The organism is Sphingobacterium sp. InxBP1, from assembly GCF_026191775.1.
GTDB lineage: Bacteria > Bacteroidota > Bacteroidia > Sphingobacteriales > Sphingobacteriaceae > Sphingobacterium > Sphingobacterium thalpophilum.
Map to the genome: position 1 here is coordinate 125,965 of NZ_JAINDX010000041.1, position 22,651 is coordinate 148,615.

The following is a 22,651-nucleotide window of genomic DNA, read 5'->3' on the forward strand; positions in this document are numbered from 1 at the left end:
TTATTTCCGAAGCTGTTTGATCATAAGGACAAAAAAGTAACTCCCCCCAAGCAGATTGATAAGTACACTGAGGCTGTGTCTATAATTAAGGATATGTTCGATGGCAAACTGGGCTCCGGTCATCAGTATCAGTGCAATTCCGGCAGCCAATCCAATGATCCGCGCATGAGAGGCTGTGGCGGACAGCCTGTAGGTAATACCCGAGACAAATATGCCAACGAAGGTAATCGGCCCGACAAGAGCCGTGGACACGGATACCAGCACTGAAATAGCCAGAAGCTGTTTTCTAACAAGGTCATCATAGTCCACCCCGAGGCCGAGAGCGTACTCCCTGCCGAGACTGAGCACGTCCAGGTACCGGAAATAACGCTTGACATACAGAAGCAGGGCAGCCACCACCAGCAAGGCGATAGCCAGCGTATCTATCGACGTCCGTCCTAGCGAGGAGAACATGGCACTCTGCACATATCCATACTCGTTTGGGTCGATGGCCATCTGTAGGAATTGCGTGGTAGCACTAAAAAACATGCCCAGCACCAGACCGATCAGAAGAATATAGTACACGTTTTTCTTATGGTTGCGAAACAGCAATACATATAGAGCGAACGAATACGCTGTCATGATCGCCGTCGAAAAAACAAAACCCCACACTTTTGAGCGCACGAGTTCACTACCGGAGCCTAAAGCCATCAACATCAGGACCTGTGAGAGTACAAAAAGATGCTCATAGCCCATCAGTGACGGCGTCAGGATCCTGTTTGCCGAGATCGTCTGGAACACGATGGTGGAATAGGCCAGGGTCAGACTGACCAGTACCAACGTAAATAGTCGCTCCAGCCTACCTGTCATGATGAAAACGTCGCTTATATCGGCGCGAAAAAACACAAATAGCACCATCATGAGCAGGGCTGCCAGATTTATGATCACTGCCTGTCTGCTCATCTTCCTTTTCTGATTAAGATGAACAAAAACAGCAGCGCGCCCAGCGAACCGACGATCATACTGCAGGGTATCTCGTAAGGATAAATTACAACCCTGCCCATGATATCACAGACAACCAGCGTTATCGCACCGTAACAGGCCATGTAAGGCAGGTTCTTCCTTAAATTGTCGCCGTGTATGAGCGATACCAGATTGGGGATCACCAGATCGATGAACGGAATAGAACCTACGGTTAGCAGGGTTATGCTGACCATGATGGATGTGAGCATCAGTCCTACGCAGGTTACAGCCATGTAATTAACCCCTATGTTGGCAGTAAAATCCCTGCCCAGCCCCACGATCGTAAAACGGTTGGCATAACAATAACAGACAGCAAACAGCGGTAGCAGGATATAGATCACCTCGTATTGCCCCTTCAATGTTTTGGCAAAATTGCCCACCATCCAGCTTTCCATATTCTGAACAATGTTGAACTGCACACCAATGACATTAGCGATGGCATTCAGGATGTAACCGTACATCACGCCAAAAACAGGTATAAGCACAGTGCTCCGTTTGACAACCGGGATCATGGAAAAGGTAAAGAGTGCAGTCAGCGAAAAACAGAAGAACATACCAAAAATAAGTTTTGTCAATAATCCCGACTGGGGAAAAAACAGCAGGCCGAACAAAACACCCAGCTTGGCAGCATCCAAGGTCCCCGCCGTTGTAGGGGATGTAAACTTGTTCTGCGTAAGCTGCTGCAGGATGACACCGCAGATGGAGAGCCCTGCCCCTGTCAGGATCAGCGTTATGGTACGCGGGATACGGCTGATCCATAGCACGTCGCGATTACCTGCCCCCGGGTGGAACAAACTGGCCAAATCCAGCCGTTCCACACCCAACAAAACGGAGACAGCAGCAAAAAGTATTAAACAGCACAGCAGCAAAGACCAACGCACTTTATATCAACCTATCTGGATTCGAAAAATAAAATAGTTGTCTCCTCATGTGCATAAGGTTTATGCCAGGAGCCTTTAGGGATGACCACAAATTCACCCGTTCCGACCTCGATGCTATCCCCATCGGCAAATTCGATGAACAGCACACCCTCGACCACATAAAATAGCTTTTCACCATTTTCATGTGTATGCATTTCAAATTCGCCTTTGATCTTCGCCATATTGACCACATGATCATTAACCCCGGCGACCTGCTTGAGCGACCAGAGTACCTTCAATGCCGCCGATTCATCTTTTAAATTTACTTTCAAGATTTCCATATATGATTATTTATTTTCCAAACGGACAAAGCCACTTACTTCCCCACCCCTGATGACATTAAAAGCCGGTGAGGCAGTGTGATCTGACAAATTCACACGATAATATCCATTGAGTCCCTGTGTCCGGTTTACCACCCGTAAAAAGACCTGATTATCGACAACCTCCACATTACCGGTAGAAAGCCCAAAGACCGTCAGCGGTGCACCGGTGATCTCCGTAGCTTTTTTAGTGGCGATATCCACTTCAAAAAATTTATATATATTGGTATTCAGGTTGGTCAGTCCCGGAACAATAATTTTATCCTTCGAACAGTCCACATATAACTTGCCGTTCAGCTCCCGGAAACTCCACAAAAGAGCCCCTTCCGGCATCCCTAGATCTGTCGCACTCAGCTCCCAGTTTTTGTCAAAATCAGTTTCACCGGCCTTGATCCTGAAAATAAAGGATTTTTCAGCCTGGAGAATTTTGTCCTCATTGGTATTCCAGCCCGTCGTCAGTACATATAATGCGCCGTCGCTTCCCTTGATCCAGGCAGGGAACTCGGAGGTAGAATAACCGTGATTTTTGACTACTGGATGAATGATGACCTTTTCCACCCTTTCCGTAGCAATGTCCACGACAGCCAGGCGGTAATTGCGGGTATTATCATTATGCCCATTACCATCTTTGCGGGAATAAGTTACATTGACAAATAACTTGCCCTCCTTGGCAATCAATGTCTGGTTACCGATGTATACATTGGTACTGATGTCCGTTCCTTTTTCAACGACTGATGACAAGTCAATTTCTCCTGTCCGTTGCATCGTCGTCGGATTGAACTTTTGAATCTTGGTTTTGCCGCGGTCTGCATCGAAATAAAAGCCGGTGGTTTCATCTACCTCAAGATGCTGGGCGGAGGTGCTGCACTTAATAAAGCCCGTTTCCTCGAATTTTCCGTTTGCACCGATTCCATAACGGACAATGCCCGTTTCACCTGACAGTCTCTGCCGGTTGAACATCCAGTTTTTGAATGTACGGAAGCCGCCATAATTTCGGGACTGCAAGGAATAGCCGCCGATGTTGTCCACCTCACCTGCCGGGACCTCATTATAGGCCGCATAATAGCCCGAACCATCACTCACGGCCCACTCGGCGGTTAGCAGGACATATTTTTCGTTCGTCGCAGGATTATTGCCATTCCCCTCACCGGAGGTTTCGTCTTTCTTACAGGAGATGAGTGCTGTGCCAGCCAGCAGAACCAGCGCAAATGCATTTAACAGATGTTTTCTCATGATTGTATTGATTTCAGTTATTAATATTTCAGGATATAGTTTAATTTCAGGTGGAAGCTGCGTCCAGCGTTCTGAACTTTAAAGTTGTCAAACACAGCCGCATCAAATAGATTTTTGCATTCCACATTGACGGTCAGGGGCAATGCGGACGCTGGTTGCCATAGCAGTCCCACAGCATGTACCGTCTGTGAAGGAATAATATTGGGAGCATCGACCTTGGCTTTGCCCCAAAGCCCCAAAAATCCATCAGGTTCTGTATTTCTGGGAATGTAATTCAGATAGTATTGGTGCACATAGGCCATGTTATAGTAGGCCTGTAGCTTGTCCGTTTTCCTGAACACATTGGAAAAAGCCGATGATGCGCCGACATTCGCAAAAAAATAAGGGGTATTCCGCAGGCGAGCTCCCTCCAGATAATCCATCAGGGGATTGTCGATATGGTATAAGCGGAAGTCCTGATAGGTACCATTGGCGTATAAGGAAAGCCAGGATCCGGGAGTATATCGGATATCCGCCTCAAAGCCTATTCCCCGCACAGATTCGACATTGACACTTTGCGAATACAACAAATTGACAGGCACTGTGATGATCATATCTTTGGTAATCCGGTAGAAACTGTTCAGTTCGATATCAACCTTATCGTTCGGTCTCGTTCGGATACCTATATTTCCGTTGGTACTTTTCTCGGGCCTAATGGCAAAATTAGACAATACATATGCACCATTGCCGAGGATCTCGGTCTGTTCAGGCAGTCGCGTCGCCAATTCGCCCGAAAGCCTCAGATAAGTGCGTTTGGATAACTTGTATTTAATGGACTCCGCGACACCAAATTTCGATACATCTGCCCTGGACGTATTTTCGTTGAGGTATCCGGTATTGATATTGACTTCCTGCCCCGCAGTTTTTGCATAATAGTATTTTACCTGGAACAGATTTTCCAGCTTATTTTTAAATAATTCGGTTTTCCAGCCCAGACCGGCAACCACTTTTTGATAGCTTGCCGGCAGGGACTGCAGGTCCACAGGGTTGCTTCCCGCGGTCGTGGGACCGTAAGGATCCTTTCCCGTACGGCCGTAATCGTTATATACTACATTGAATGATAAGCTACTATTAGCGGCAGTTCGATAGACCAATCCTGTCCGTGATGTAAAGTTCGAGTACGTATACGATGCTAAGGTCGGGTTGCCGGATTCACCGCGTCTGTCGGCATCCACTGGTGGATGATAGGTCCCATACCAATCGTACGAGCCGCTTAACGTATCGATCTGACGGCCGCGGATCCTGCTGTATACCAAAAACTGGTCTATCGTTAATTTATGCTCCCAAAAATCTTTCTTATAACGTACTGTCGGAATGATAGCCGCATGTTCACTTGCTTTGGCTGCTCCGAACGGCTTTTCCATCAAGGCCGCGAACTGGTTGTCGCGATCAATTCGAAAAGCTGTCCATCCCACACGGAGGTCATCCGCCCAGCTCAGATTGGACCAGCCCCCATAGAGCTCAGCATATGCCTGTTTAAACTGATTGTGAAATAATCTGACAGTCTCCGCAGACACCGTCGATTTGTCCGGATCCGGGATATTCGCGATCACTTTATAATCATTATCCGAATAATTATAGAACCCATCCAGGCCCCAGTAAAAATGACTTTTCCCGGCACTACTTTTTAAGTTGACGGAGGCACGATGTGTGTTAAACGATCCTATTTCATAGGATAAGGCCGCATATCGTGAACTTTCCGTTCTCGAGACCATATTGACGGCACCGCCGAGCGCGTCAGCACCGATTTCAGTCGGCAGCACCCCTTTGTACACCTCCACCCTTTCCAGCATATTGACCGGTATAGACGAAATATTATACGAAGCACCGAGGTAATCCGTGGGAATACCATCTTTAAATAGCTTGATGGACTTACCCTGAAACCCGTTGAGCATGACGTTCGTATTGCTGCCCAGTCCTCCCGATTGCCGGACCCGTACACCCGCTGCACGATTCATCAGTTCCACCAAGGTTACAGCCTTTGCCTGTGCAGCCTTCGTATCTATAATCTCAGCCTTGACAAGCGCATTCCGCGCTTTCTGATTCCGGCTTTCTCCGCTTACATGAACTTCCGCAAGGCTGGTGATTTCGTCGACGAGAATAAACGATAGCCGGCTGTCCCGGTTCTTATGCAAATAAATATTTTTGACCTGGATCCCCTTACCTAAAAAGCCGGCCTGAATGCTATATTCTTTGTCAGGGGGCAGATCAAACGAAAAGCGCCCACTGCCATCCGTCGTGATCTGCATGCTAGTGTTGCGCACGATGACTGTCGCTCCAGAGACGGGATGCCCTTTTTCGTCATACACATAGCCCTTGATAAGGCCACCTTTTGTCTGTCCTTCGACAGAAAGTACCCCTACAAAAAGTAGCAGAAAAATATAACATAGACACTTGTGAATCGTCTTCATTAACAGTCATTATTTAGAATTAGTTTAAATTAAAGCCAAAATTATCTATCTTTGTTTACGAAATCTGCAGCAATATGTACAAATTCTGCATCGCGGAACCTAAGTTGGAGATGAGATCTCTTACTTGCTATTTAGAAGGAAACAAGCACCATGAATATAGAACTGTTGAATACGCATCGAAATGAACTGCTCTCCCTACTGGAGGAGCCCGAAGGCTACGTTATTCCTAAGGAATATGACCTTATCGAGACGGTAGATATCAAGCAAGGCAAGGACATGTACCAAGAACGCAGGCGTATTCATCTGGATGGTGTATACATCAACGTGTATAAGCGATCGCAGGCGCATGAGCGTGAAATATGGGTACGCTCTGACGCTCCCTATCTACAGATGCATTTTGAGATATCAGGAGGATCAGCTTATTATTTTCATCAAAACAAAACATTTGCAGTGCCGATTTCCGAAGGAGAGTTCAGCTTCTTTTATGTTCCAGAATTAAACGGCAGGTTGGTGGATCCACCATGTAAGGATGCCGTTACCGTCGAGATAGAAATTTCAGAAAAATGGATCCGGCAGCATATCGGGACATCCCCCTCCCCCGCGATGGATTTTGTCGATGACATTGCATCGGGCAGACCCGCATTGTTGGGGGGCAGATCGCATCTGATTTCGCCCCAGATTTTTCGTGCCGTACAAGATCTTTTGGAATGTCCCTATGCGGGAAACATCAAACGTCTGTATCTGGAGGCCAAACTCATGGAGTTATTGGCCCATCAACTTTTTCAGGTTCAGGGTACAGGGAAAGGCAGACAGCAGCAGCGCTACTCCAAAGCAGATATTGAACAATTGCATTTTATCAGAGAAAAGATCATCGCCGACCTCACAAAACATCATAGTATTGATGAATTATCCTATGTGTCCCATATGAACCGAACGAAATTACAGGCGGGATTTAAAGAACTCTTTGGTGTCACGATACATGATTTTATTGTTGAGCAGCGGATGAATCTAGCGTACAAATTGCTGACCGAATCTTACTCCCATCATTGGAATATTTCAGAAATAGCAAGCAAAGTAGGCTACCAACGGAGCAATCATTTCTCTGCAGCCTTTAAAAAGAGATTTGGGCTCTCCCCCAGTTCATTCTTAAAAAAGTAAAAAGTCAGCTTAACTGAGACCGTCACAGCGCCCTGCATCGCCCACTCGTGCCTGATTTCGGTTTACCTCTTAAATATCCCGTGAATAGGCGCGTTCGTCCCTGAAATTGGCGCTTTCGTCCCTAACTGAAAACACAGTAGTGCGCTAGGAAAGGGGAAAAAGCCAAAGCCAGGCCGTTCGTCCCTGAAATCGGTAGTTTCGTCCCTAACTGAAAAACACAGTAGTGCGCTAGGAAAGGGAAAAAAGCCAAAGCCAGGCCGTTCGTCCCTGAAATTGGCGCTTTCGTCCCTAACCGAAGACACAGTAATGCCAAAGGAAAGAGGAAAAAGCAAAAATTTATCGTCAACAAAAGATAAGATCGTCAATGATCTTTGGCATACAAGCTAAATTCGTCGATATCGTGGTAGCCGAACACACTGATCTGTGGCTGCGAAGCGATCAGCTCACGGATCCGCTCCACGGTAGCGATCCGCATCACATTGTCGTCGGCTCTGGCTTCGGCCAGCTGATGGACAGGATGTCCGGGATCGTATAGTTCATCACGCAGATAGTAGGCATCGGCCACATACAACATCCAGCCGTCGTCGAGCTTTACAGCCACACCACAGTGGCCGTGGGTATGTCCAAACAAAGGGATCAACAAGATTTCCGTATCCAGCGCAGTATGCACCTTGCGTGCTTCCAGGCCAAACCAGCGACCAGCTGAGCTGGCATATGTCCTGACCGGCGGATTGTGCTGCAATGGGGTTGTCAGATATCTGGGGTTGCCCGACAGGAAATTGGCATACTCTTCCGTTCCGACATGCACGGTAGCCTGGGGGAAATCTGCCAGCCCCCCGATATGGTCATTATCCAGATGGGAGATGACGCAGTCGCGGACATCTCCCGGATCCAGGCCCAGGGCTTTGATCTGCTCAATGGCCGTGGTCTTTTCATCAAAGCGGTAACCGACCATGTCCACCAGTTCGCGGCCTATTCTTTCCTCCGGATAACGCGTATCCAACAATCCGATGCCCGTATCGATCAGCGCCATCTGCTTATCCTCTCTGATCAGCAGGCAGTGTCCGCTCACATGCTCACGAAAAGGAGTGACGATCCTGACACAATTTAAGTGATATACTTCTGCCATAGTAAAAGATTTTAAATGTCCGTTCAGCCTTGGTGCAGGCGGCAGACTTCAGAAGTAAATGTACACTTTCTTTATTAAAATTAGAACTGTCGTTCTAATTATGACAATCCGCTAGTAAAACCAGCTCCAAAGGCCAATTTTCCGGACCAATAATACAAATTGCCATTTTGAGTCGACAAAATATATCAGAAATTGCAGTTTTTAAACAACAAAATATACTACAAATTGTAGTTTAAAAACTGCAATTTGTAGTATATTTGTAATCTAGTAAAGCGATATGAAAACTTTAATTCATTTTCAGGACATTCTTTTACAAAGTGTCAACAATGATTTCCGGAGATATCTTCATGAACAGATAAACTGGAACCAGCGTATGATAGGCATCAAAGGCCCACGTGGAGCGGGAAAGACAACCCTCTTATTGCAACATATAAAATATGACATTGGGTCTTTAAAGGAGAAAAGTTTGTATGTGACGGCAGACCATACCTGGTTCTATAACCACAGTTTGCTAGACACGGCGATGGAATGGTTTAAGCAAGGTGGAGAGCTGCTCGTCATTGATGAAGTGCACAAATACCCGAACTGGTCCAGGGAGCTCAAAAACATCTATGATGGCATCCCTCAACTCCGTGTTATATTTTCTGCCTCCTCGGCACTCGACATCTACCGTGGCCCGGCAGATCTCAGCAGAAGAGTGGTCAGTTATGCATTGGCAGGGCTGTCTCTGCGTGAATATCTCCTGTTTTCCGGTACAGCCTCGTTTCCAGCCCTATCATTTGAGGATATACAGGCAGGCCACCGTGAGATTGCTCTGGACATCACGTCAAAGATGCGTCCCTTACCTGCATTCGCAAAATATCTACAGCTGGGCTATCTACCGATATTTACCGAAGGAGAACAGGAGTATCTTCCTAAACTCGAACAGGTGATCGACGCCGTAGTAGACACTGATCTGGCCTATACAGCGTCATACAATGCGGGGACGGCGGTAAAAGTAAAAAAATTATTAGCTGTCATTGCAGAATCCGCTCCGTTCAAACCCAATATTTCTGCTCTGGCAGCAAAAATGGACATTTCCCGGGACCGCATTCTGGAATTTATATACCAACTTAGCGACGCAAGGCTTCTGAACGTCCTGTCTGTTTCGGGCAAAGGTGTATCCCGGTTACAAAAACCAGACAAAATATTCTTAGAAAACACAAACCTTTCGTATGCCCTGCATCCGGAGCCCAATCAGGGAAATCTAAGGGAGACCTTTTTGCTGAATCAATTCATTAATGCGGGACTGGACGTATCCGAGCCACAGACCGGCGATTTTTTAGTCAACAATATCCATATTGAAGTCGGAGGCAAAAACAAAGGTACCAAACAGGTCCGCGACACCGGCAACTACCTCATTGCGGCAGATGGTATAGAGACCGGCTTCGGCAATAAAATCCCGTTGTGGCTATTCGGATTTTTGTATTAGTGCCCGGGTGACCAGCCTGTTAAGCACTTGAGCATCCACTAGTATCGAAACATACCACCGTGATTAGCAGAAGTCGCTTCAAAAGGCCACTATTGATCGACTGTAGGAACAAAAGTATTCCAGAGACCATTTAACTTTCCCCAGACAGGAGCCGTTCTCTTCTGCGGAGAAAACTGATGAAAGATAATCGTATGATGCGTACCGGGGTGCTTTCTTAGGTGTACAGCAGCCTTGAGCGTCATCGGCTTTCTGCCCATATAATCGACCATTTCCACTATACCAGTATAGGTCGCCTCATCGCTGCCTTCAGGTTCGGGTAGTTTTCTGAGTTGGGTCTTGGTCTTTTTGATCAGTTCTTTTGGAAGCGCTCGCTTTTCGATATTGCGATTTACCAGCCCGTCAAAATACATGGACAGATGCTTTTCGATTGTCTTGGCATCGGGCTTTTGGACGCCCTCCACGTACCAAAGAAACGCATAGGACCAATACTCATCGCTTTGCGGATTGCTCCATCCAGTAGTAAAGCGTACGTCCTCCACACCTTTATAGGAGATTGCCGGCGCAAAATCTATGGGTATGGGGAAACGCTCTATTCCCCAGCCGTCCAGGCTAAGGCTGTAGGGCGCTTTCCAACTCACCGGATCAAATTTGTCCTGTGCCGACGAATAGTCCCAGAAGGCGAAAACAAGTACCATCAAAAAGCATAACCTCTTCATAACCAATTCATATTTTATTAGTTAGTTAAAGGTACTTATTTGCTTTGAAAGGATTCATAGTCTTTTGCATATTAGCACCTCCAAAACACTATTGAGCCGAATCATTATTTATCCAAAGCCGAAAAGACCGAATTTTGCGAGCGGTATTCAGGCACGATTTCCTTGATCATCCGCACAAGCTCCATTTTCCCCTCATTCGGGTCTGCCGTTCGCGCAAAGCTACATAAGCGCTGTACCCGGTCTTTTTGCAGGTAGATATCCGCCGTATTGACTTTGGCGATCATGATCTTCTCGTGGTAGGTCTTTTCCGTGTTCTCATCATTGGCCAGCAGTTCCTCATAGATCTTTTCGCCCGGGCGCAGACCAACGATTTTGATATCAATATCTTCCGGATAGTGATAACCTTTGAGGCGGATCATCTGTTTGGCCAGATCCATGATCTTGACCGGCTGTCCCATATCGAAGACGAATATCTCGCCGCCCTTGCCCATCACTGCAGCCTCCTGCACGAGCTGGCAGGCCTCAGGGATAGTCATAAAATAGCGGGTGATCTCCGCATCCGTGATCGTCAGCGGTCCGCCCTTCTGCATCTGCTTTTCAAAAAGGGGAATCACCGAGCCGTTGGACCCTAATACATTTCCAAAGCGCGTCACGATAAAATTGGTTTTTGACTGCAGGTTTACCGCTGTCACGGCGATCTCCGCCACCCGTTTTGTGGCTCCCATGACGTTGGTCGGGTTGACCGCTTTGTCGGTAGAGACCATCACAAACTTAGACACCCCATATTTATCCGCCAGCGAAGCCACATTATACGAGCCCCAGACATTGGTCAGGATAGACTCATATGGATTGGCCTCCATCAGCGGCACATGTTTATAGGCCGCTGCATGAAAAACATAGGTCGGTCTGTACGCCGCAAACAACTTGTCCATAAATATTTCATCGCGGACGTTGCCTACAATAAAGACACATCGGTCAAAGTTGGCGTATGCACTCAATTCCTGCTGAATATCGTATAAGGCCGATTCCGCCTGATCCATCACGATCAACTGTTTGATGTCCACCAGCGCCAGCTGCCGCACGAGTTCGCCGCCTATGGAACCGGCACCGCCGGTCACCAGCACCGTCTGATCCTGCATTTCCGCCGCAATGGCCGGGTTATCCAGATCAATCGGCTTGCGCCCCAGCAGATCCTCGATGCGCAGACTGCGGATCTGTCGGGTAGCCACTTCGCCGGCAAGCAGGCGCGCCGTATCCGGAATGATCTTCACAACCAGTGGAATAGGCTCAGCCAGCGTAAACACCTTGTTTAAGCGCTCAGGGGTACGGTTATCTATCGCCACAATGAGTTCGGCGGCATTACCGTGTCGCTGCACAAACTGCTTATTGAGATTATTGATATCGTGGATTTTAAAGCCCTGGATACGGTTACCTATGCGGTGCGGGTTGTCGTCCATGATGGCGACAATGCGGTATTTGTTGCGTGAGGTGGTATGGATAAAATGGAAGGTTGTATTTCCCATATTGCCAGCACCGAAAAGGATGACGGGAATACGGTTGTCCTTGTTGCCCCAGACCAGCTCGTGGTACAGCGCCCGATAAAGCACCCGGCTGAATGTCATCCCAAACCCCGCTATCAGTGCATGGAACAGCAGCTGCGTATCCGAAAAAGGAAGGATAAATGTGAAGAAGTCAAACGAAGGATGAGCAAATTCGATCAACTTGCCGATCAGTTCGGCCGACAGGTAGGCCAGCACAACAGCGAGTACAATACGCTGCAGCTCGCGGATACCTACTTTATGCACGACTCCCTTATAGGTGCCGAAAATACAGAACCAGATGAGGTACACTGCTGCCACCACTATGGATTGGGCGATCATCGTATCGATCACGACACCTCCGCGATGTTTAAAAATTAGTACATAACTGACAAAAAAAGCGACAGCTACCAGGATCATATCCAACAGTAGTATGATCCACCGCGGCTTGTTGACAGACAAGCCGCCTTTCCACAAATTACTCATCTAAGTATAATAATCAACGATTCAGTAAATGACAAAACGCTCCCTTCGGCATTTTAGTATACGTAATCGCTGGCAGTAAACACAACAATCAGGCCACTTTGGCGGCCCGCAAAGGTACTAATTTGTGTGAAGATAGGCGCATCTCTGTGCAGTCAAAAAGCGCCACTCTGCCCGCCAGTTCGAAGATCTGAAGAACGGCGTTTTATCGACCTGAAAGAAAATAGCTTTCACAATGATATCACAATATAAAAAAGCACGATTTCATTTGAAAAACAGCGTTTTATTGATTCCGGGCATACAGACCGGTTAGTATATAGCTCTGACATGCCTCTTATTAACAAAAAAATAAACCAAGATCAGCAGCTGGCACGCAAAATAACAAAAATGTGATACCTATGTGATACTTACATTTTAGGTATTTATTTTCATTGCGCACTATTTTTGTGGACGTTGAAGTCCAACATATATTTCAATGTATTAGGACATTAGACCTCGAAAAAAGGATCATGTATAGATGAAGCACTTTTTTATTCAGAGAAGGCCATTATTAGGGTAAAAGCCCATTAGATGCGATTATCCTCCATTTACCATAGGTTAACACTATAAACCAAATAAATAGTACAGTAAACATGAACAAAAAAATTGAAAAGAAAATGTACATCAAACCTGTAATCGAAAGATTGCTGCTGGAGATGGAAGAAGGTGTAGCCGCGGGCTCACTAGGTTCAGGCCAGCCGGGAGGCGGCACTGGCGTAAAAGAAGAAGAATGGATTGACGGAGGTTCTGAAACACGAGACCCATCAGGTGAATGGTGGCAGTAGTAACTAACAATTTAAAACTTATACAAGCAATCATGAAAACACTATATCAGCTGACGAAGTTAAAAATCACCCTGGCTGTTGTGCTCTTCACTATCGTTTCCTGCAGTAAGGACAAAAGTGAAAATATCGTTGAAACCAATCAGAATGGTATTCAATTGACCCTTACTGAAGTGGAATTTGGCGGAGATAACAGCGTATCAGTAAAGGGATCTGCAAAAGCCAGTTCGACAGCATCCACAGCTCCCCTGTCGATAACAAAAGAAGTTCTGTCAGGCCCTTTTACGATAACGGCACAACTAACTGAAAATACATCCAGCAATACCGGATTGAAGGCGGCAACCAGCAAAAAAGCGGCAACCAAATTGTTGTATTTGAGAGGAGCGGTTAAATATAGAATCGTTGCTTTTGAAACTGATGGGACTTACGTTGACCAAGCCGTTGGTGACGCTTCCAATCCAAATCAGGTATTTTTTGGCGATAAGCTGATTGCGGGACACAAGTATCACTTCTTTATCTATTCGTTAGGTTCGACAGTAAACGATCCTCCAGCAGTCGACCCATCACTTAACATGTTCCCTACCAGTGCTCCAGAATCCGGATTTACCTTGAATTTTCCTTATTTTACGGAAAATGAAGGCGATTATATGTGTGCTGTGGAAAAGGATGTCACTATTCTCGGCAACGGTACGCCAACGCCGTTGACGACCCCGTTAAAACATATGTTTACGCGGGTGACGATCCAAGTTGACGATAGTGACGCCACTGGCACCTTCGGGCAGGCAGGTTATCAAAGGGGAGGCTATTTATCGGAAGTGTCCGTAAACGGTAGCGTTGATGCGTCCTTGGGTACGGTTGCGGCTCCTATCATTGACATGAGTACCGGGGAGGTCATTGCCAATACAGGTTTCTACCCGCAGCCAAATTTCCACACTTTGACAAATATTGGTACCTCCGGAGAAATCGTGATAATCAATCAGCAACGCTTAGCCAATGCACAGTTGAATGTTGTTATAAACGCCGGAAGCATTAAGATCGGCCACGATGTCAATCAGAGTGAGGCGTATTTCACGTTTACCAATGATGGTCAGGGCTTAAAACCCGGCTATTCATATACCTTAAAATTGCGTTTTAACAGCGATCGTTATGTCAATGCAGCCAATGAAACCAGAGCTGCTACTGCAGCCGACGCACTGTATGCCGTCATCGGCGGCTACCGTTGGGACCGTTACAACTTGGGAGCAAGCCCGATGAATCCTTCTACCGGCAATCTGACGAATCCCGTCACACAAGCCTTACATGGTAATTTTTATCAATGGGGACAACAAGCCATCGTAGCCAATGCCAGTACCAGCGGAGATGGTCCCATCGCAGGATGGAATAACAATGTCTATCTTCCCGCTAATTCGTGGAACAGTGGCACTGAAGCAGCACCTGTGAAAGTGGCCGCCAATGATCCATGTTCGGCCGGTTCGAGAGTACCGACAGCTGTAGAATTCAATAGACTTAATAGCCAGACTGCAGCCGTGCAGGCAGGCACCTGGGGAGATGGTTCAACACTTGATAATCTACCCGGATATAATGCCGCCATGGTCCTTACGAGCAAAAAGAGCGGAGATATAAACCTAGTATTTCCGGCATCAGGAAGAAGAGAACTCAACTCAGGCGAACTATCGCTACGTGGACGGGAAGGTTATTATTGGGTATCGAGCGAATCCAGTGCCGATGCCACCATGGCCAATTTCTTCGTATTTAGAACGAATGGAAACGGAGTCACTACATTACAAAAACCAGTTGGCTCAAATGTCCGCTGTATTCAAGATAAATAACACGTGATAATTTTAGGATAATAATGGAGAATGCCGATTAGCTGATGCTATCGGCATTTTTTCTGAAAGTCCAGACCTTAGCTAAGTATGGGATAGACCATAAAACTATTGTCTATCTGCGCTATCGACAAAGCAATAAGGCCGCGAAAATCTGAAATTTTCACGGCCATGGCTATCATTAATTAAAACTTAAACCGCAGCACAGCTTTCCGGTGCTGTGATACTGTTTATGTCACTTTTTACGCTTGGCCCATCTGCCAAGTAACTGGCTTGTAGCGAAGCTGACCAGTGTCCCCAGTGCAGCTGTCAAAAGCGTCTGCAGCATGTCACCCAAAGAGACACTCGCCCATAAGGAACACATTGTCCCGCCCAGCACGCCCATGCGCATGTCATTGAGTTTCATGTTCCGCTCCTTTCTCCGCTGGGCTTATCCTGTTCAGATCCTGCTGCGGTTCTTTTCGCAGATTCTGTTGATCCTCAGGACATCGGTCAGCATTCTCGCTTCCGCTTATCGGCGGATCATCATCAATGACCACCTCGATAATGCCCAGGCTGATAGCCAGATATTTTAGAATCGCCGGCACCTTTCCCGGCAATTTTACCGGCGCTGCCAATACCAGCCCCAGCGCCTTTCCTATTTTATTGATTATCTTTTTCATCTTTAATTAATTTATATGAGCTTGCTCTACTCCGTTTGTTCTCAACAGGTTCATATACTATCCAGTTTGCGGTACAACCCTAGAGATCCCGACTCAACTTAGCGTAGTTTCCGTTCACCAGCATCTGTTCGATAGTGAGCGTGACCCGCCCCTTTTTTACATATTCGATCACCACCTCATATAGGTTCTGGTAAGCCTTCTGGGATTGATATACTTCATAATCTCCACGGTTCTTGTCTCTATGGAAGTAAGTCCCCACCAGCAGGCAGCCAGCTGTATCCGCATGCGTATTGCCAATATGGATATAGATATTACTGAACCCTGGGACATCTTTAATCTCGATCATCCCCTGATGCATATCCGGGAAACGCTTCTTATAGACAGTGTTCATCCCGCCCCAATAGTTGAGACCCAGGCTATACTTTCCGGAAGGAATACAGGTCTGCCCTTTGATTTTATGATCACGTATGCTGTCTTCAAGGACATAGCATTGAAACAGTCCGTCTACATACAATTCAGACAGGGTACTATTTTTCCCCTGCCTGATCCTTTTTAGCAACATATTCATTAGCGTACCAGGATATTGGCCGAATTACTCCAGTCACCCACCCCCTGGGTATTGATGGCACGTACCTGCACTTCGTAGAATTTGCCTACCTCCAAAGGCGCGATGATATTGCCCCGGGAGGATGTCGTCGTGAACCGGTCCCCCCACTCCGTAGGGCTATCCGTTCGGATGCGATAGCGGTACTCGTAGATTGTCGCTATCTTTTGCGGTGCAAAGTCAAGCCTCACCTGACCAGACTGCCGTCCGTCCGAAAGCCGAACATTGTCCACTTTAAGGGGCACCTGATTCCCAAATGACGTGCTATTGGTCGGGAAGCCCGAGCTCAACAAGGTGGATAAATGGCCCTGAGCCACCGAATTGACATAGTATCCCAGCTGCTGCATCGCCACGATAAGCGGGCTACGGCTCTCATCCTTAAGCGCGGTATCTTCGGGCGATCCACGCTTGCGGGCAACGGCCAGTTTGGCCGTAAAATCATCCAGCAGAATCTGTATATCAGTTAATTCTGGTGTCGGTGCCGGATATTTGGCATTGCCAGTCATGGCACCGATAATCGTATTGCAGCTAATGACCAGTTCATCATCTTTCATTTTTCCAAAGCCGATCAGGGCTTTCATTTTTGTCGCCATATTGTTTCTGTTATGACCTGCTGCTGCTACTCTGAGCATTCGCAGTGTCTGTTTAATAATCTGTTTGTTAACGCTTAAATATTCCTCGCGAGATCATTTAATGACGCAAACTTATAATGAGAACAGACCGAAAATGAAGTTTTGAGCTAGATTGAACGTAATTGAGCCAATTTGACCCAACCTGATCGGCAAACTGGCCAAAGAAGCAGATTTTACGGCCTGACTTCTGCGCTTCGCACAGTAAAACAGCGATTCCGTCACCTGAAATATTCGGTCAGTCCAGGGACTGATTGGAGCAGACCAGTAAAAAGTTCATTTCCCCGGGCGGGGAAATGAAACAGACGTAGGTTTGTTTTAAATTTCCGGATGACTGAACAGCAAATACCCCTAACTGCGCCAGCCAGTCAGGCGAATGTCTCATTCGGCCGGCTGACTTTTCATTTCTGCCGTGGAGAAAAAACAATCAGTCAACGGTTTGCTTCATGCTTTTGGTTGGCAGAACCGCAAAGTCACAGCGCGGAAATACAATTTCCTGCGAATATTGCACATCAAAACTGTCTGGAAGTTATATTTTCCCTTTGAGCCTACTCCTTTCAAGGGCCTCGATCAGATCCTCTTCAAAGTACCGGTCATCGCCGGTGAGGGTCATCGGATTGAGCAGTCCTTCCCGTACACGGCGCTTATAGGTGGACACGCTGATACCTAGGTAAGCCGTCACTTCGGTATGTGTCCAGAGTTTACGCTCACGCAGTGGTTTTTGTTCGATTTTCTTGGATTTAAGGATGTGGATCAGGATAGTGAGTAGGCCATATAGCGCTACCAAAATTTCTGTCAGTTTTTCAATACGGTCTATTATTGCATATAGGCATACACTTAAGTTCATGGTCTATGGTTTTAAGACCATCGGCGCACAGGTGGGGCTATTTCAAGGTCTGCCAAGCCCTGCAAAATAAAGAAATGCCCACGGATGGTGAAGGTTTATAATAGCTTTAAGTTACACATTTTTCTGCTCTATTCGATTACTGCCTATACTCTGCCGATAAAAAGATACCGAAACGCTAAATACGGATTCATCCTTGGACAGCACTATTCCCGCATGCTGCGGATCCAGCAGACGTAGCTGCCGCTCTATTCTTTGCAGCGCTGTATTGTGGCTTACCTTGCCGGTCACCGCTTTGGCAGCGATCCTGTTGGATACCTGCAGCTTCACGATATTATCCGTCGTCAGGCCGATCCATATCCGTATAGGATACTTCTTCAGCGATGTCTCGCCATATTGCAGCGCATTTTCGACCAGGTTGAACAGCAGCATCTTGGGCACTAAAAAGTCTTGTTCTTCGCTATTTTCATACGTTATATAAATTTTTTGATGCTTTATAAATTCATATAGATTGACCAATTTATGGGTCATCTGCATTTCAAGCTGCAAAGATAGCCAAGGTTTATTATCTATTTTTAAATAAAAGGTAGCGATCGTGCCCAATATCCCCACTGCAAGCAGCGCCTGATCCGGAGACTGCCTGATCAGGGTACGAATAGTCGCCATGCTATTTGCGATAAAATGGGGATCAAGGTTTTTGGCTATAGCATCCAGTTCCCATTTTTGAGCCTCCAAAGACATCTCATCAAGCTTGATTTGCACAGACCGGTACGCCAGCCACTTATCGACACCAAACCCCCAGCTATACATAAAGAAAGCGACCATTAGGGGTGGAACGATCAAAAATACAACCGGCCAAAAGTTGGCGATTTCCCATTTCCCCGGAGTAAAGACCAGCGCTCCCGTAAACAGACTGAAAATAATCGGCATTGCCACAAAAAGCCCTATGACCAAAGTCATCCAGATCACGAGCAGATACGCATTGAATCGGCACCATTTGAATATATTAGGCAGCAGAACATAGCGGGACAGGCCATAGATCATTGTACTCAGCAACAAAGCGATCACCTGATCACGCCAGTCCTGAAACGCTGTAGGCACGATCAGAAAGACATAAGCCAATGCAAAGACAATCGCCATGCACAGTACGATGTTTTTGAGCCAGGTCAGCATAAATTGTTTTCTAGCCGGTATGATCTTATCCATTGAAACCAGGATCCATTAGCATCAATCGCATGTTTAGCTCCTCCGCACGAGATCGTGAAACAGGCTGAAATTTTGGTCCGATATAAACAGCGTCCAACAGCACTTTTCTAACATAGTTTATATTAATGAATACTGACGGGCTGACCCGGGCAAATCTCGGATCCTGCCGGAAGGTATCTTCTATGTCCAGCATCCTTTTATTGAGCACCCCCAATAAGACAAACTGGTCATCGGGCCTAAGCCCGTAAAAATGAATATAATTCCTTGATTTTTCCAAATAAGCAATTTCCGCAAGTGCGACCGGAACCTTTTCACGTACTCTTCTATTCTCCGGATGCTTTCGCACTGGCGGACCACTCCTGCGCGCAAGATGGAGTTCACTATTGGGATGAACGTAATCCAGAAAGATCGTGGATACGACTCTCCTATCCCCACCAGCGTTACTAGCGGGCGTTTTATGCTGTAAATGTTTCAATAAGCCCAGCAGTTCATCCTCCTCAATTGGTTTGGACAAGAAACCGTCAACATGCACTTTGTGCCCTTGTAAAGCATATTCCTCCGCATACCCTGTAATAAAAACAAAGTGGGAACAATAATTACGGAGTCTTTTAATCGCTTCCAAGCCCGAATGATCAGGCATCTCAATATCACAGAAGATCATATAGACCTTTTCATCTGCATTTAAAAAATATAGTTCGGCATCTTTAACGGAGGTAAACTTACCCGCTATCTCAAACAAGCCAAGCTCTTCCAATACGGCGGCAGTGTCTTCCAGTGCCCCATACAGATCATCGATTATCACCACAGGAAATTTGCGCATCATAGGTTCATGTCGGTTGGTCACAAAAATACTTATAGCCGTAAAGTAAATAATTACATCCGATACAAACAAATAGTTAACCTTCTGTTATCACCTGAATTTATCAATTTAAAGAAATAAATAATTAAAACACATTATCATGACAAAATTCAAGTTATCTTTTTATCTAATTGGCGCAGCACTAATTTTCGCAACCGAGGTTCCTCCCTCTTTGACTACTGCACCTGTACAGGACAGATCAAACGCAAATTATTTGCACTTGGAAGCGCTGGATCATACCATTCAAGATGGACTTTCTACCCGCTTATTCTTTCCAGCCTCTCCAAAAGAACAGTTGGCCAATCAACTTAAATAACAACAGTTGCTCCAGTGAAACCTATGTTAAGGCTGATTTTTGTACTAGGCTGTGTCATGCATTTCGGTATGGCATCAGCCTATAATCTCTGCATCATTTTTAAACTTCCGGATCATTTGCCAGAACTATTCAGGTATGCAGCCCTTTATCAGGATCTCGCAGGTCTAAGTGGGGGGTATACATTTTATGGCCCTAGCGTAGGCATGCAGGTACAACTTGAATATATCCAGTATCAAGAAGGAAACCAAACATTTTTGGCCGAACCACGCATACAAAGTACTACCGGTATGCTCAGGCTCAACAGCTACCTTCAATCAGGCTCAGCATTTCTTGACAGCAGTCAGCCGGATCTACAGGAGCACATGCGCGCATCAGTCCGTACGCTGGCGGCCGGCCTATCCGATATTGTTGCTGCCGATAGCATTGCATGCCGTCTAATCGCCAAACGCATCCCGACAAAAGTTGAGCAGAGCAAACATCCGCTCCATTCGTCCCAATATATTATTCTGTTTGAGTATATAAAAAATTAGATTTTTATGCGCAATGAAGTACAGGTAAGGGTCGATAACAGTCTGCTCATGATGTTAAGGGGGCTAGGACTGCTGTTATCCCTGGAAATGTGGCGGCTATGGCCAGACCTCAGTATGCTGTACGGGCAAGGTATTTTTCTGGACCAGCATAGCCTTTGCTGGCAGCAACGGCCATATGCGCTTTCTATCCATACCCTAATCGCCCATCTACCAGAACATCTTTTAGGCCATATAGAATGGGTTCACCTATTTGGACTATTGTATATTATCTGTGCTGTTGCTGTATTTTTGGACAAATACATCCTCCCTGCAGTTTTGGGGCTCTTTATACTGCATTATCTTTTTTTTATCGCCAACTATACCTGGAGCTACGGGGCGGACTATCTGGTACAGACAGGCATATTCGTCGGTGCCATTTTCTGCTGCTTCAAAGGCAGCAGGCTACCCAACGACAAGTGGGCCACACTTGGTGCAACGATTTTTAGGTTGCAGCTTACCTTCGTGTATTTCTTTGCCGGTTTAGGCAAAGCGTTAGGCCCTACATGGTGGAATGGCGAAGCCATGTGGAAAGCGGTACAGCAGCCTCTGAGCCCTGCATTGTTTACTATTCCCCAATCCGCTCAGCAGTTCACGACTATCTGGGCAGGACTAGGAATCGCCACCTTGCTTTTAGAATTAGGATACCCATTGCTATGGATGCTTGGCCGGATGCGTATCTACATCAGTACCGGCATTATCCTGATGCACCTTTGCATAGCCCTGACGATGGGGCTGGTCCATTTCTCCTGTCTGATGATCTGGTACAACCTCTGTGCATGGGAGCATCCCCTCTTACATTGCATTGCCAAGCCAATGATAAAACCTCTCGGGACCACCGGGCCAACGTTACAGGTGCGAACCGCAACGGCGGATCCCGATACAAAGGAAGGAGGTAAAAAACCATTTATTTTATGAAAAAAACATTTCATTTTCGGCTACCCGAAGTAGACCGATTTAGCGATCAAGTAAAAGCATTTTCGCCCAAACTGGCCGACTCCGTACTACAACGCTATGAGGACACAAGCATTCAGCTTATTGAAGAATACATTGATTATCATAGCGTCATCTTCTATCGGTTGCAGGCACACGTACAACAACATTTCAGGCTGTCGGTTACGACCACCAAAGCAGATTATCACCTGCTCTATAATCTCGGTTCGCCTCAGGAGATCGTTATTGAACAGCCAAAAGAAGAGTGCCTGGCAGCGCTGCCCGCCCAGCATCACCGCTATATTTATATTCCCAAAGGTGAGATACAAGTAAATCTAGTTCCGGGAACATACCTAGTTTATGGTGTTCTGGTCGATATAGGGTTCATTCGGCCTACCATTTACAAAGAAAATCACTTTTTATCCGAATTTAGAGCGGCATATCAACGTGCAAAAAAGCATCTTTATCAGAGTCCCGTCTGGCCTATTAAAGAAAGAACACGGTATCAGCTTTCCTACATTGAATCATATTTATTCAAATACCACAAGCATAATGAGGCGATTGCCATAAAAGTGGTCTATAATCTGTTTGATATCGCCATAGACAAGAATTTCGATCTGCATGAAAAACTAGATCCGAAGCAGTTGCTTGCCACACTAGCCAAGCAGATGGTCATTGACCAGGTCGAACAGATTTTCAGTATCTGCTCGATTCAATCCATTGCAGAGCGGCTACAGATAGACATGAGCAAACTGAATAAATGTTATAAAGCAATCTATGGTGAAAGTCTAAAGCAAACCTGGAATAAGCATCTGATTCAAAAAGCAAAAGAGTTGCTGCTGGCGGGACATTCGGTCAAAGAAGTAAGCAATTATTGTGGGTACGGGCAGCAGCAAAATTTTTCGGCTTTTTTCAAGAAGCAGACAGGAGTCAGTCCAAGTCAATATAAATAAAAGCCATTAACC

The 22,651-nt window shown here is 46.3% G+C and carries 22 protein-coding genes; 8 read left to right on the forward strand and 14 right to left on the reverse strand.

Annotated features, from left to right (window positions below):
- Genes K7A41_RS06290 through K7A41_RS06310 form a run of 5 tightly spaced genes read right to left on the reverse strand, consistent with a single transcriptional unit; the run spans nucleotide 1 to nucleotide 5,925 of the window.
- A complete protein-coding gene (locus K7A41_RS06290) occupies nucleotides 1–942 on the reverse strand; it encodes an iron chelate uptake ABC transporter family permease subunit (protein WP_265713010.1) in 942 nt (313 codons plus the stop codon).
- The gene (locus tag K7A41_RS06295) at nucleotides 939–1,883 is read right to left on the reverse strand and encodes an ABC transporter permease (RefSeq protein WP_265713011.1); all 945 of its coding nucleotides are present in this window, start codon (nucleotides 1,881–1,883) and stop codon (nucleotides 939–941) included. Before K7A41_RS06295 ends, K7A41_RS06290 begins: the two co-directional genes overlap by 4 nt.
- An 11-nt stretch (nucleotides 1,884–1,894) precedes the next feature.
- Nucleotides 1,895–2,203, reverse strand: coding sequence for a cupin domain-containing protein (locus K7A41_RS06300; protein WP_265713012.1), 309 nt, complete (start codon nucleotides 2,201–2,203; stop codon nucleotides 1,895–1,897).
- A gap of 6 nt (nucleotides 2,204–2,209) precedes the next feature.
- Nucleotides 2,210–3,475: a hypothetical protein gene (locus K7A41_RS06305; protein ID WP_265713013.1), complete on the reverse strand. Its 1,266-nt coding sequence runs from the start codon at nucleotides 3,473–3,475 to the stop codon at nucleotides 2,210–2,212.
- 20 nt (nucleotides 3,476–3,495) lie between these two features.
- Nucleotides 3,496–5,925, reverse strand: coding sequence for a TonB-dependent receptor plug domain-containing protein (locus K7A41_RS06310; protein WP_265713014.1), 2,430 nt, complete (start codon nucleotides 5,923–5,925; stop codon nucleotides 3,496–3,498).
- Between the two features lie 150 nt (nucleotides 5,926–6,075).
- On the opposite strand from K7A41_RS06310, the gene K7A41_RS06315 reads away from it, so the two are divergent.
- Nucleotides 6,076–7,083, forward strand: a complete 1,008-nt coding sequence (locus K7A41_RS06315; RefSeq protein WP_265713015.1) for a helix-turn-helix domain-containing protein — start codon at nucleotides 6,076–6,078, stop codon at nucleotides 7,081–7,083.
- A gap of 361 nt (nucleotides 7,084–7,444) precedes the next feature.
- On the opposite strand, the gene K7A41_RS06320 is transcribed toward K7A41_RS06315, so the two are convergent.
- Complete coding sequence (locus K7A41_RS06320; protein WP_265713016.1) at nucleotides 7,445–8,212, reverse strand: MBL fold metallo-hydrolase; 768 nt, start codon at nucleotides 8,210–8,212, stop codon at nucleotides 7,445–7,447.
- 277 nt (nucleotides 8,213–8,489) lie between these two features.
- Here K7A41_RS06320 and K7A41_RS06325 point away from each other — a divergent pair, with 277 nt between their 5' ends.
- Nucleotides 8,490–9,683, forward strand: a complete 1,194-nt coding sequence (locus K7A41_RS06325; protein ID WP_265713017.1) for an ATP-binding protein — start codon at nucleotides 8,490–8,492, stop codon at nucleotides 9,681–9,683.
- Nucleotides 9,684–9,772: 89 nt separating this feature from the next.
- On the opposite strand, the gene K7A41_RS06330 is transcribed toward K7A41_RS06325, so the two are convergent.
- Together K7A41_RS06330 and K7A41_RS06335 are read right to left on the reverse strand one after the other, a co-directional pair.
- Entirely contained in the window at nucleotides 9,773–10,399 is a 627-nt protein-coding gene (locus K7A41_RS06330; RefSeq protein ID WP_265713018.1) for a hypothetical protein, read from the reverse strand.
- A gap of 104 nt (nucleotides 10,400–10,503) precedes the next feature.
- Nucleotides 10,504–12,423, reverse strand: coding sequence for a polysaccharide biosynthesis protein (locus K7A41_RS06335; protein WP_265713019.1), 1,920 nt, complete (start codon nucleotides 12,421–12,423; stop codon nucleotides 10,504–10,506).
- A gap of 653 nt (nucleotides 12,424–13,076) precedes the next feature.
- On the opposite strand from K7A41_RS06335, the gene K7A41_RS06340 reads away from it, so the two are divergent.
- Nucleotides 13,077–13,244: a hypothetical protein gene (locus K7A41_RS06340; protein WP_265713020.1), complete on the forward strand. Its 168-nt coding sequence runs from the start codon at nucleotides 13,077–13,079 to the stop codon at nucleotides 13,242–13,244.
- Nucleotides 13,245–13,276: 32 nt separating this feature from the next.
- A complete protein-coding gene (locus K7A41_RS06345) occupies nucleotides 13,277–15,070 on the forward strand; it encodes a hypothetical protein (RefSeq protein ID WP_265713021.1) in 1,794 nt (597 codons plus the stop codon).
- A 389-nt stretch (nucleotides 15,071–15,459) separates the two neighbouring features.
- Here the strand turns inward: K7A41_RS06345 and K7A41_RS06350 are convergent, their stop codons facing one another.
- The 6 genes from K7A41_RS06350 to K7A41_RS06375 all read right to left on the reverse strand — a co-directional run bounded on the left by K7A41_RS06350 (nucleotide 15,460) and on the right by K7A41_RS06375 (nucleotide 19,835).
- Nucleotides 15,460–15,729 carry a hypothetical protein gene (locus tag K7A41_RS06350; RefSeq protein ID WP_265713022.1) on the reverse strand — a complete coding sequence of 90 codons (270 nt, stop codon included), beginning with the start codon at nucleotides 15,727–15,729 and terminating at the stop codon, nucleotides 15,460–15,462.
- Between the two features lie 79 nt (nucleotides 15,730–15,808).
- Nucleotides 15,809–16,297, reverse strand: coding sequence for a DUF5675 family protein (locus K7A41_RS06355; RefSeq protein WP_265713023.1), 489 nt, complete (start codon nucleotides 16,295–16,297; stop codon nucleotides 15,809–15,811).
- Nucleotides 16,297–16,965 carry a fibronectin type III domain-containing protein gene (locus K7A41_RS06360; protein ID WP_265713024.1) on the reverse strand — a complete coding sequence of 223 codons (669 nt, stop codon included), beginning with the start codon at nucleotides 16,963–16,965 and terminating at the stop codon, nucleotides 16,297–16,299. Before K7A41_RS06360 ends, K7A41_RS06355 begins: the two co-directional genes overlap by 1 nt.
- A gap of 526 nt (nucleotides 16,966–17,491) precedes the next feature.
- Nucleotides 17,492–17,809, reverse strand: a complete 318-nt coding sequence (locus K7A41_RS06365) for a hypothetical protein (RefSeq protein ID WP_265713025.1) — start codon at nucleotides 17,807–17,809, stop codon at nucleotides 17,492–17,494.
- Nucleotides 17,810–17,920: 111 nt separating this feature from the next.
- Nucleotides 17,921–19,012, reverse strand: coding sequence for a histidine kinase (locus tag K7A41_RS06370; RefSeq protein ID WP_265713026.1), 1,092 nt, complete (start codon nucleotides 19,010–19,012; stop codon nucleotides 17,921–17,923).
- The gene (locus tag K7A41_RS06375) at nucleotides 19,005–19,835 is read right to left on the reverse strand and encodes a LytR/AlgR family response regulator transcription factor (protein WP_265713027.1); all 831 of its coding nucleotides are present in this window, start codon (nucleotides 19,833–19,835) and stop codon (nucleotides 19,005–19,007) included. The genes K7A41_RS06370 and K7A41_RS06375 overlap by 8 nt, the downstream gene beginning before the upstream one ends.
- A gap of 136 nt (nucleotides 19,836–19,971) precedes the next feature.
- On the opposite strand from K7A41_RS06375, the gene K7A41_RS06380 reads away from it, so the two are divergent.
- Genes K7A41_RS06380 through K7A41_RS06395 form a run of 4 tightly spaced genes read left to right on the forward strand, consistent with a single transcriptional unit; the run spans nucleotide 19,972 to nucleotide 22,639 of the window.
- Nucleotides 19,972–20,187 (forward strand): hypothetical protein, encoded by a 216-nt coding sequence (locus tag K7A41_RS06380; protein WP_265713028.1) that lies wholly within the window; start codon nucleotides 19,972–19,974, stop codon nucleotides 20,185–20,187.
- Between the two features lie 23 nt (nucleotides 20,188–20,210).
- The gene (locus K7A41_RS06385) at nucleotides 20,211–20,717 is read left to right on the forward strand and encodes a hypothetical protein (RefSeq protein WP_265713029.1); all 507 of its coding nucleotides are present in this window, start codon (nucleotides 20,211–20,213) and stop codon (nucleotides 20,715–20,717) included.
- Between the two features lie 6 nt (nucleotides 20,718–20,723).
- Nucleotides 20,724–21,671 carry a hypothetical protein gene (locus K7A41_RS06390; protein ID WP_265713030.1) on the forward strand — a complete coding sequence of 316 codons (948 nt, stop codon included), beginning with the start codon at nucleotides 20,724–20,726 and terminating at the stop codon, nucleotides 21,669–21,671.
- On the forward strand, nucleotides 21,668–22,639 hold the full coding sequence (locus tag K7A41_RS06395; protein WP_265713031.1) for an AraC family transcriptional regulator: 972 nt from the start codon (nucleotides 21,668–21,670) through the stop codon (nucleotides 22,637–22,639). Before K7A41_RS06390 ends, K7A41_RS06395 begins: the two co-directional genes overlap by 4 nt.
- Nucleotides 22,640–22,651: the final 12 nt, after the last annotated feature.

Coding starts and splice junctions, on each gene's coding strand:
- K7A41_RS06320 (WP_265713016.1), bottom strand. CDS start 8,212: ATGGCAGAAGTATATCACTTAAATTGTGTCAGGATCGTCACTCCTTTT.
- K7A41_RS06390 (WP_265713030.1), top strand. CDS start 20,724: ATGCGCAATGAAGTACAGGTAAGGGTCGATAACAGTCTGCTCATGATG.
- K7A41_RS06385 (WP_265713029.1), top strand. CDS start 20,211: ATGTTAAGGCTGATTTTTGTACTAGGCTGTGTCATGCATTTCGGTATG.
- K7A41_RS06350 (WP_265713022.1), bottom strand. CDS start 15,729: ATGAAAAAGATAATCAATAAAATAGGAAAGGCGCTGGGGCTGGTATTG.
- K7A41_RS06325 (WP_265713017.1), top strand. CDS start 8,490: ATGAAAACTTTAATTCATTTTCAGGACATTCTTTTACAAAGTGTCAAC.
- K7A41_RS06365 (WP_265713025.1), bottom strand. CDS start 17,809: ATGAACTTAAGTGTATGCCTATATGCAATAATAGACCGTATTGAAAAA.
- K7A41_RS06380 (WP_265713028.1), top strand. CDS start 19,972: ATGACAAAATTCAAGTTATCTTTTTATCTAATTGGCGCAGCACTAATT.
- K7A41_RS06330 (WP_265713018.1), bottom strand. CDS start 10,399: ATGAAGAGGTTATGCTTTTTGATGGTACTTGTTTTCGCCTTCTGGGAC.
- K7A41_RS06305 (WP_265713013.1), bottom strand. CDS start 3,475: ATGAGAAAACATCTGTTAAATGCATTTGCGCTGGTTCTGCTGGCTGGC.
- K7A41_RS06300 (WP_265713012.1), bottom strand. CDS start 2,203: ATGGAAATCTTGAAAGTAAATTTAAAAGATGAATCGGCGGCATTGAAG.
- K7A41_RS06335 (WP_265713019.1), bottom strand. CDS start 12,423: ATGAGTAATTTGTGGAAAGGCGGCTTGTCTGTCAACAAGCCGCGGTGG.
- K7A41_RS06370 (WP_265713026.1), bottom strand. CDS start 19,012: ATGGATAAGATCATACCGGCTAGAAAACAATTTATGCTGACCTGGCTC.
- K7A41_RS06375 (WP_265713027.1), bottom strand. CDS start 19,835: ATGATGCGCAAATTTCCTGTGGTGATAATCGATGATCTGTATGGGGCA.
- K7A41_RS06340 (WP_265713020.1), top strand. CDS start 13,077: ATGTACATCAAACCTGTAATCGAAAGATTGCTGCTGGAGATGGAAGAA.
- K7A41_RS06315 (WP_265713015.1), top strand. CDS start 6,076: ATGAATATAGAACTGTTGAATACGCATCGAAATGAACTGCTCTCCCTA.
- K7A41_RS06345 (WP_265713021.1), top strand. CDS start 13,277: ATGAAAACACTATATCAGCTGACGAAGTTAAAAATCACCCTGGCTGTT.
- K7A41_RS06355 (WP_265713023.1), bottom strand. CDS start 16,297: ATGAATATGTTGCTAAAAAGGATCAGGCAGGGGAAAAATAGTACCCTG.
- K7A41_RS06395 (WP_265713031.1), top strand. CDS start 21,668: ATGAAAAAAACATTTCATTTTCGGCTACCCGAAGTAGACCGATTTAGC.
- K7A41_RS06360 (WP_265713024.1), bottom strand. CDS start 16,965: ATGCTCAGAGTAGCAGCAGCAGGTCATAACAGAAACAATATGGCGACA.
- K7A41_RS06310 (WP_265713014.1), bottom strand. CDS start 5,925: ATGAAGACGATTCACAAGTGTCTATGTTATATTTTTCTGCTACTTTTT.
- K7A41_RS06290 (WP_265713010.1), bottom strand. CDS start 942: ATGAGCAGACAGGCAGTGATCATAAATCTGGCAGCCCTGCTCATGATG.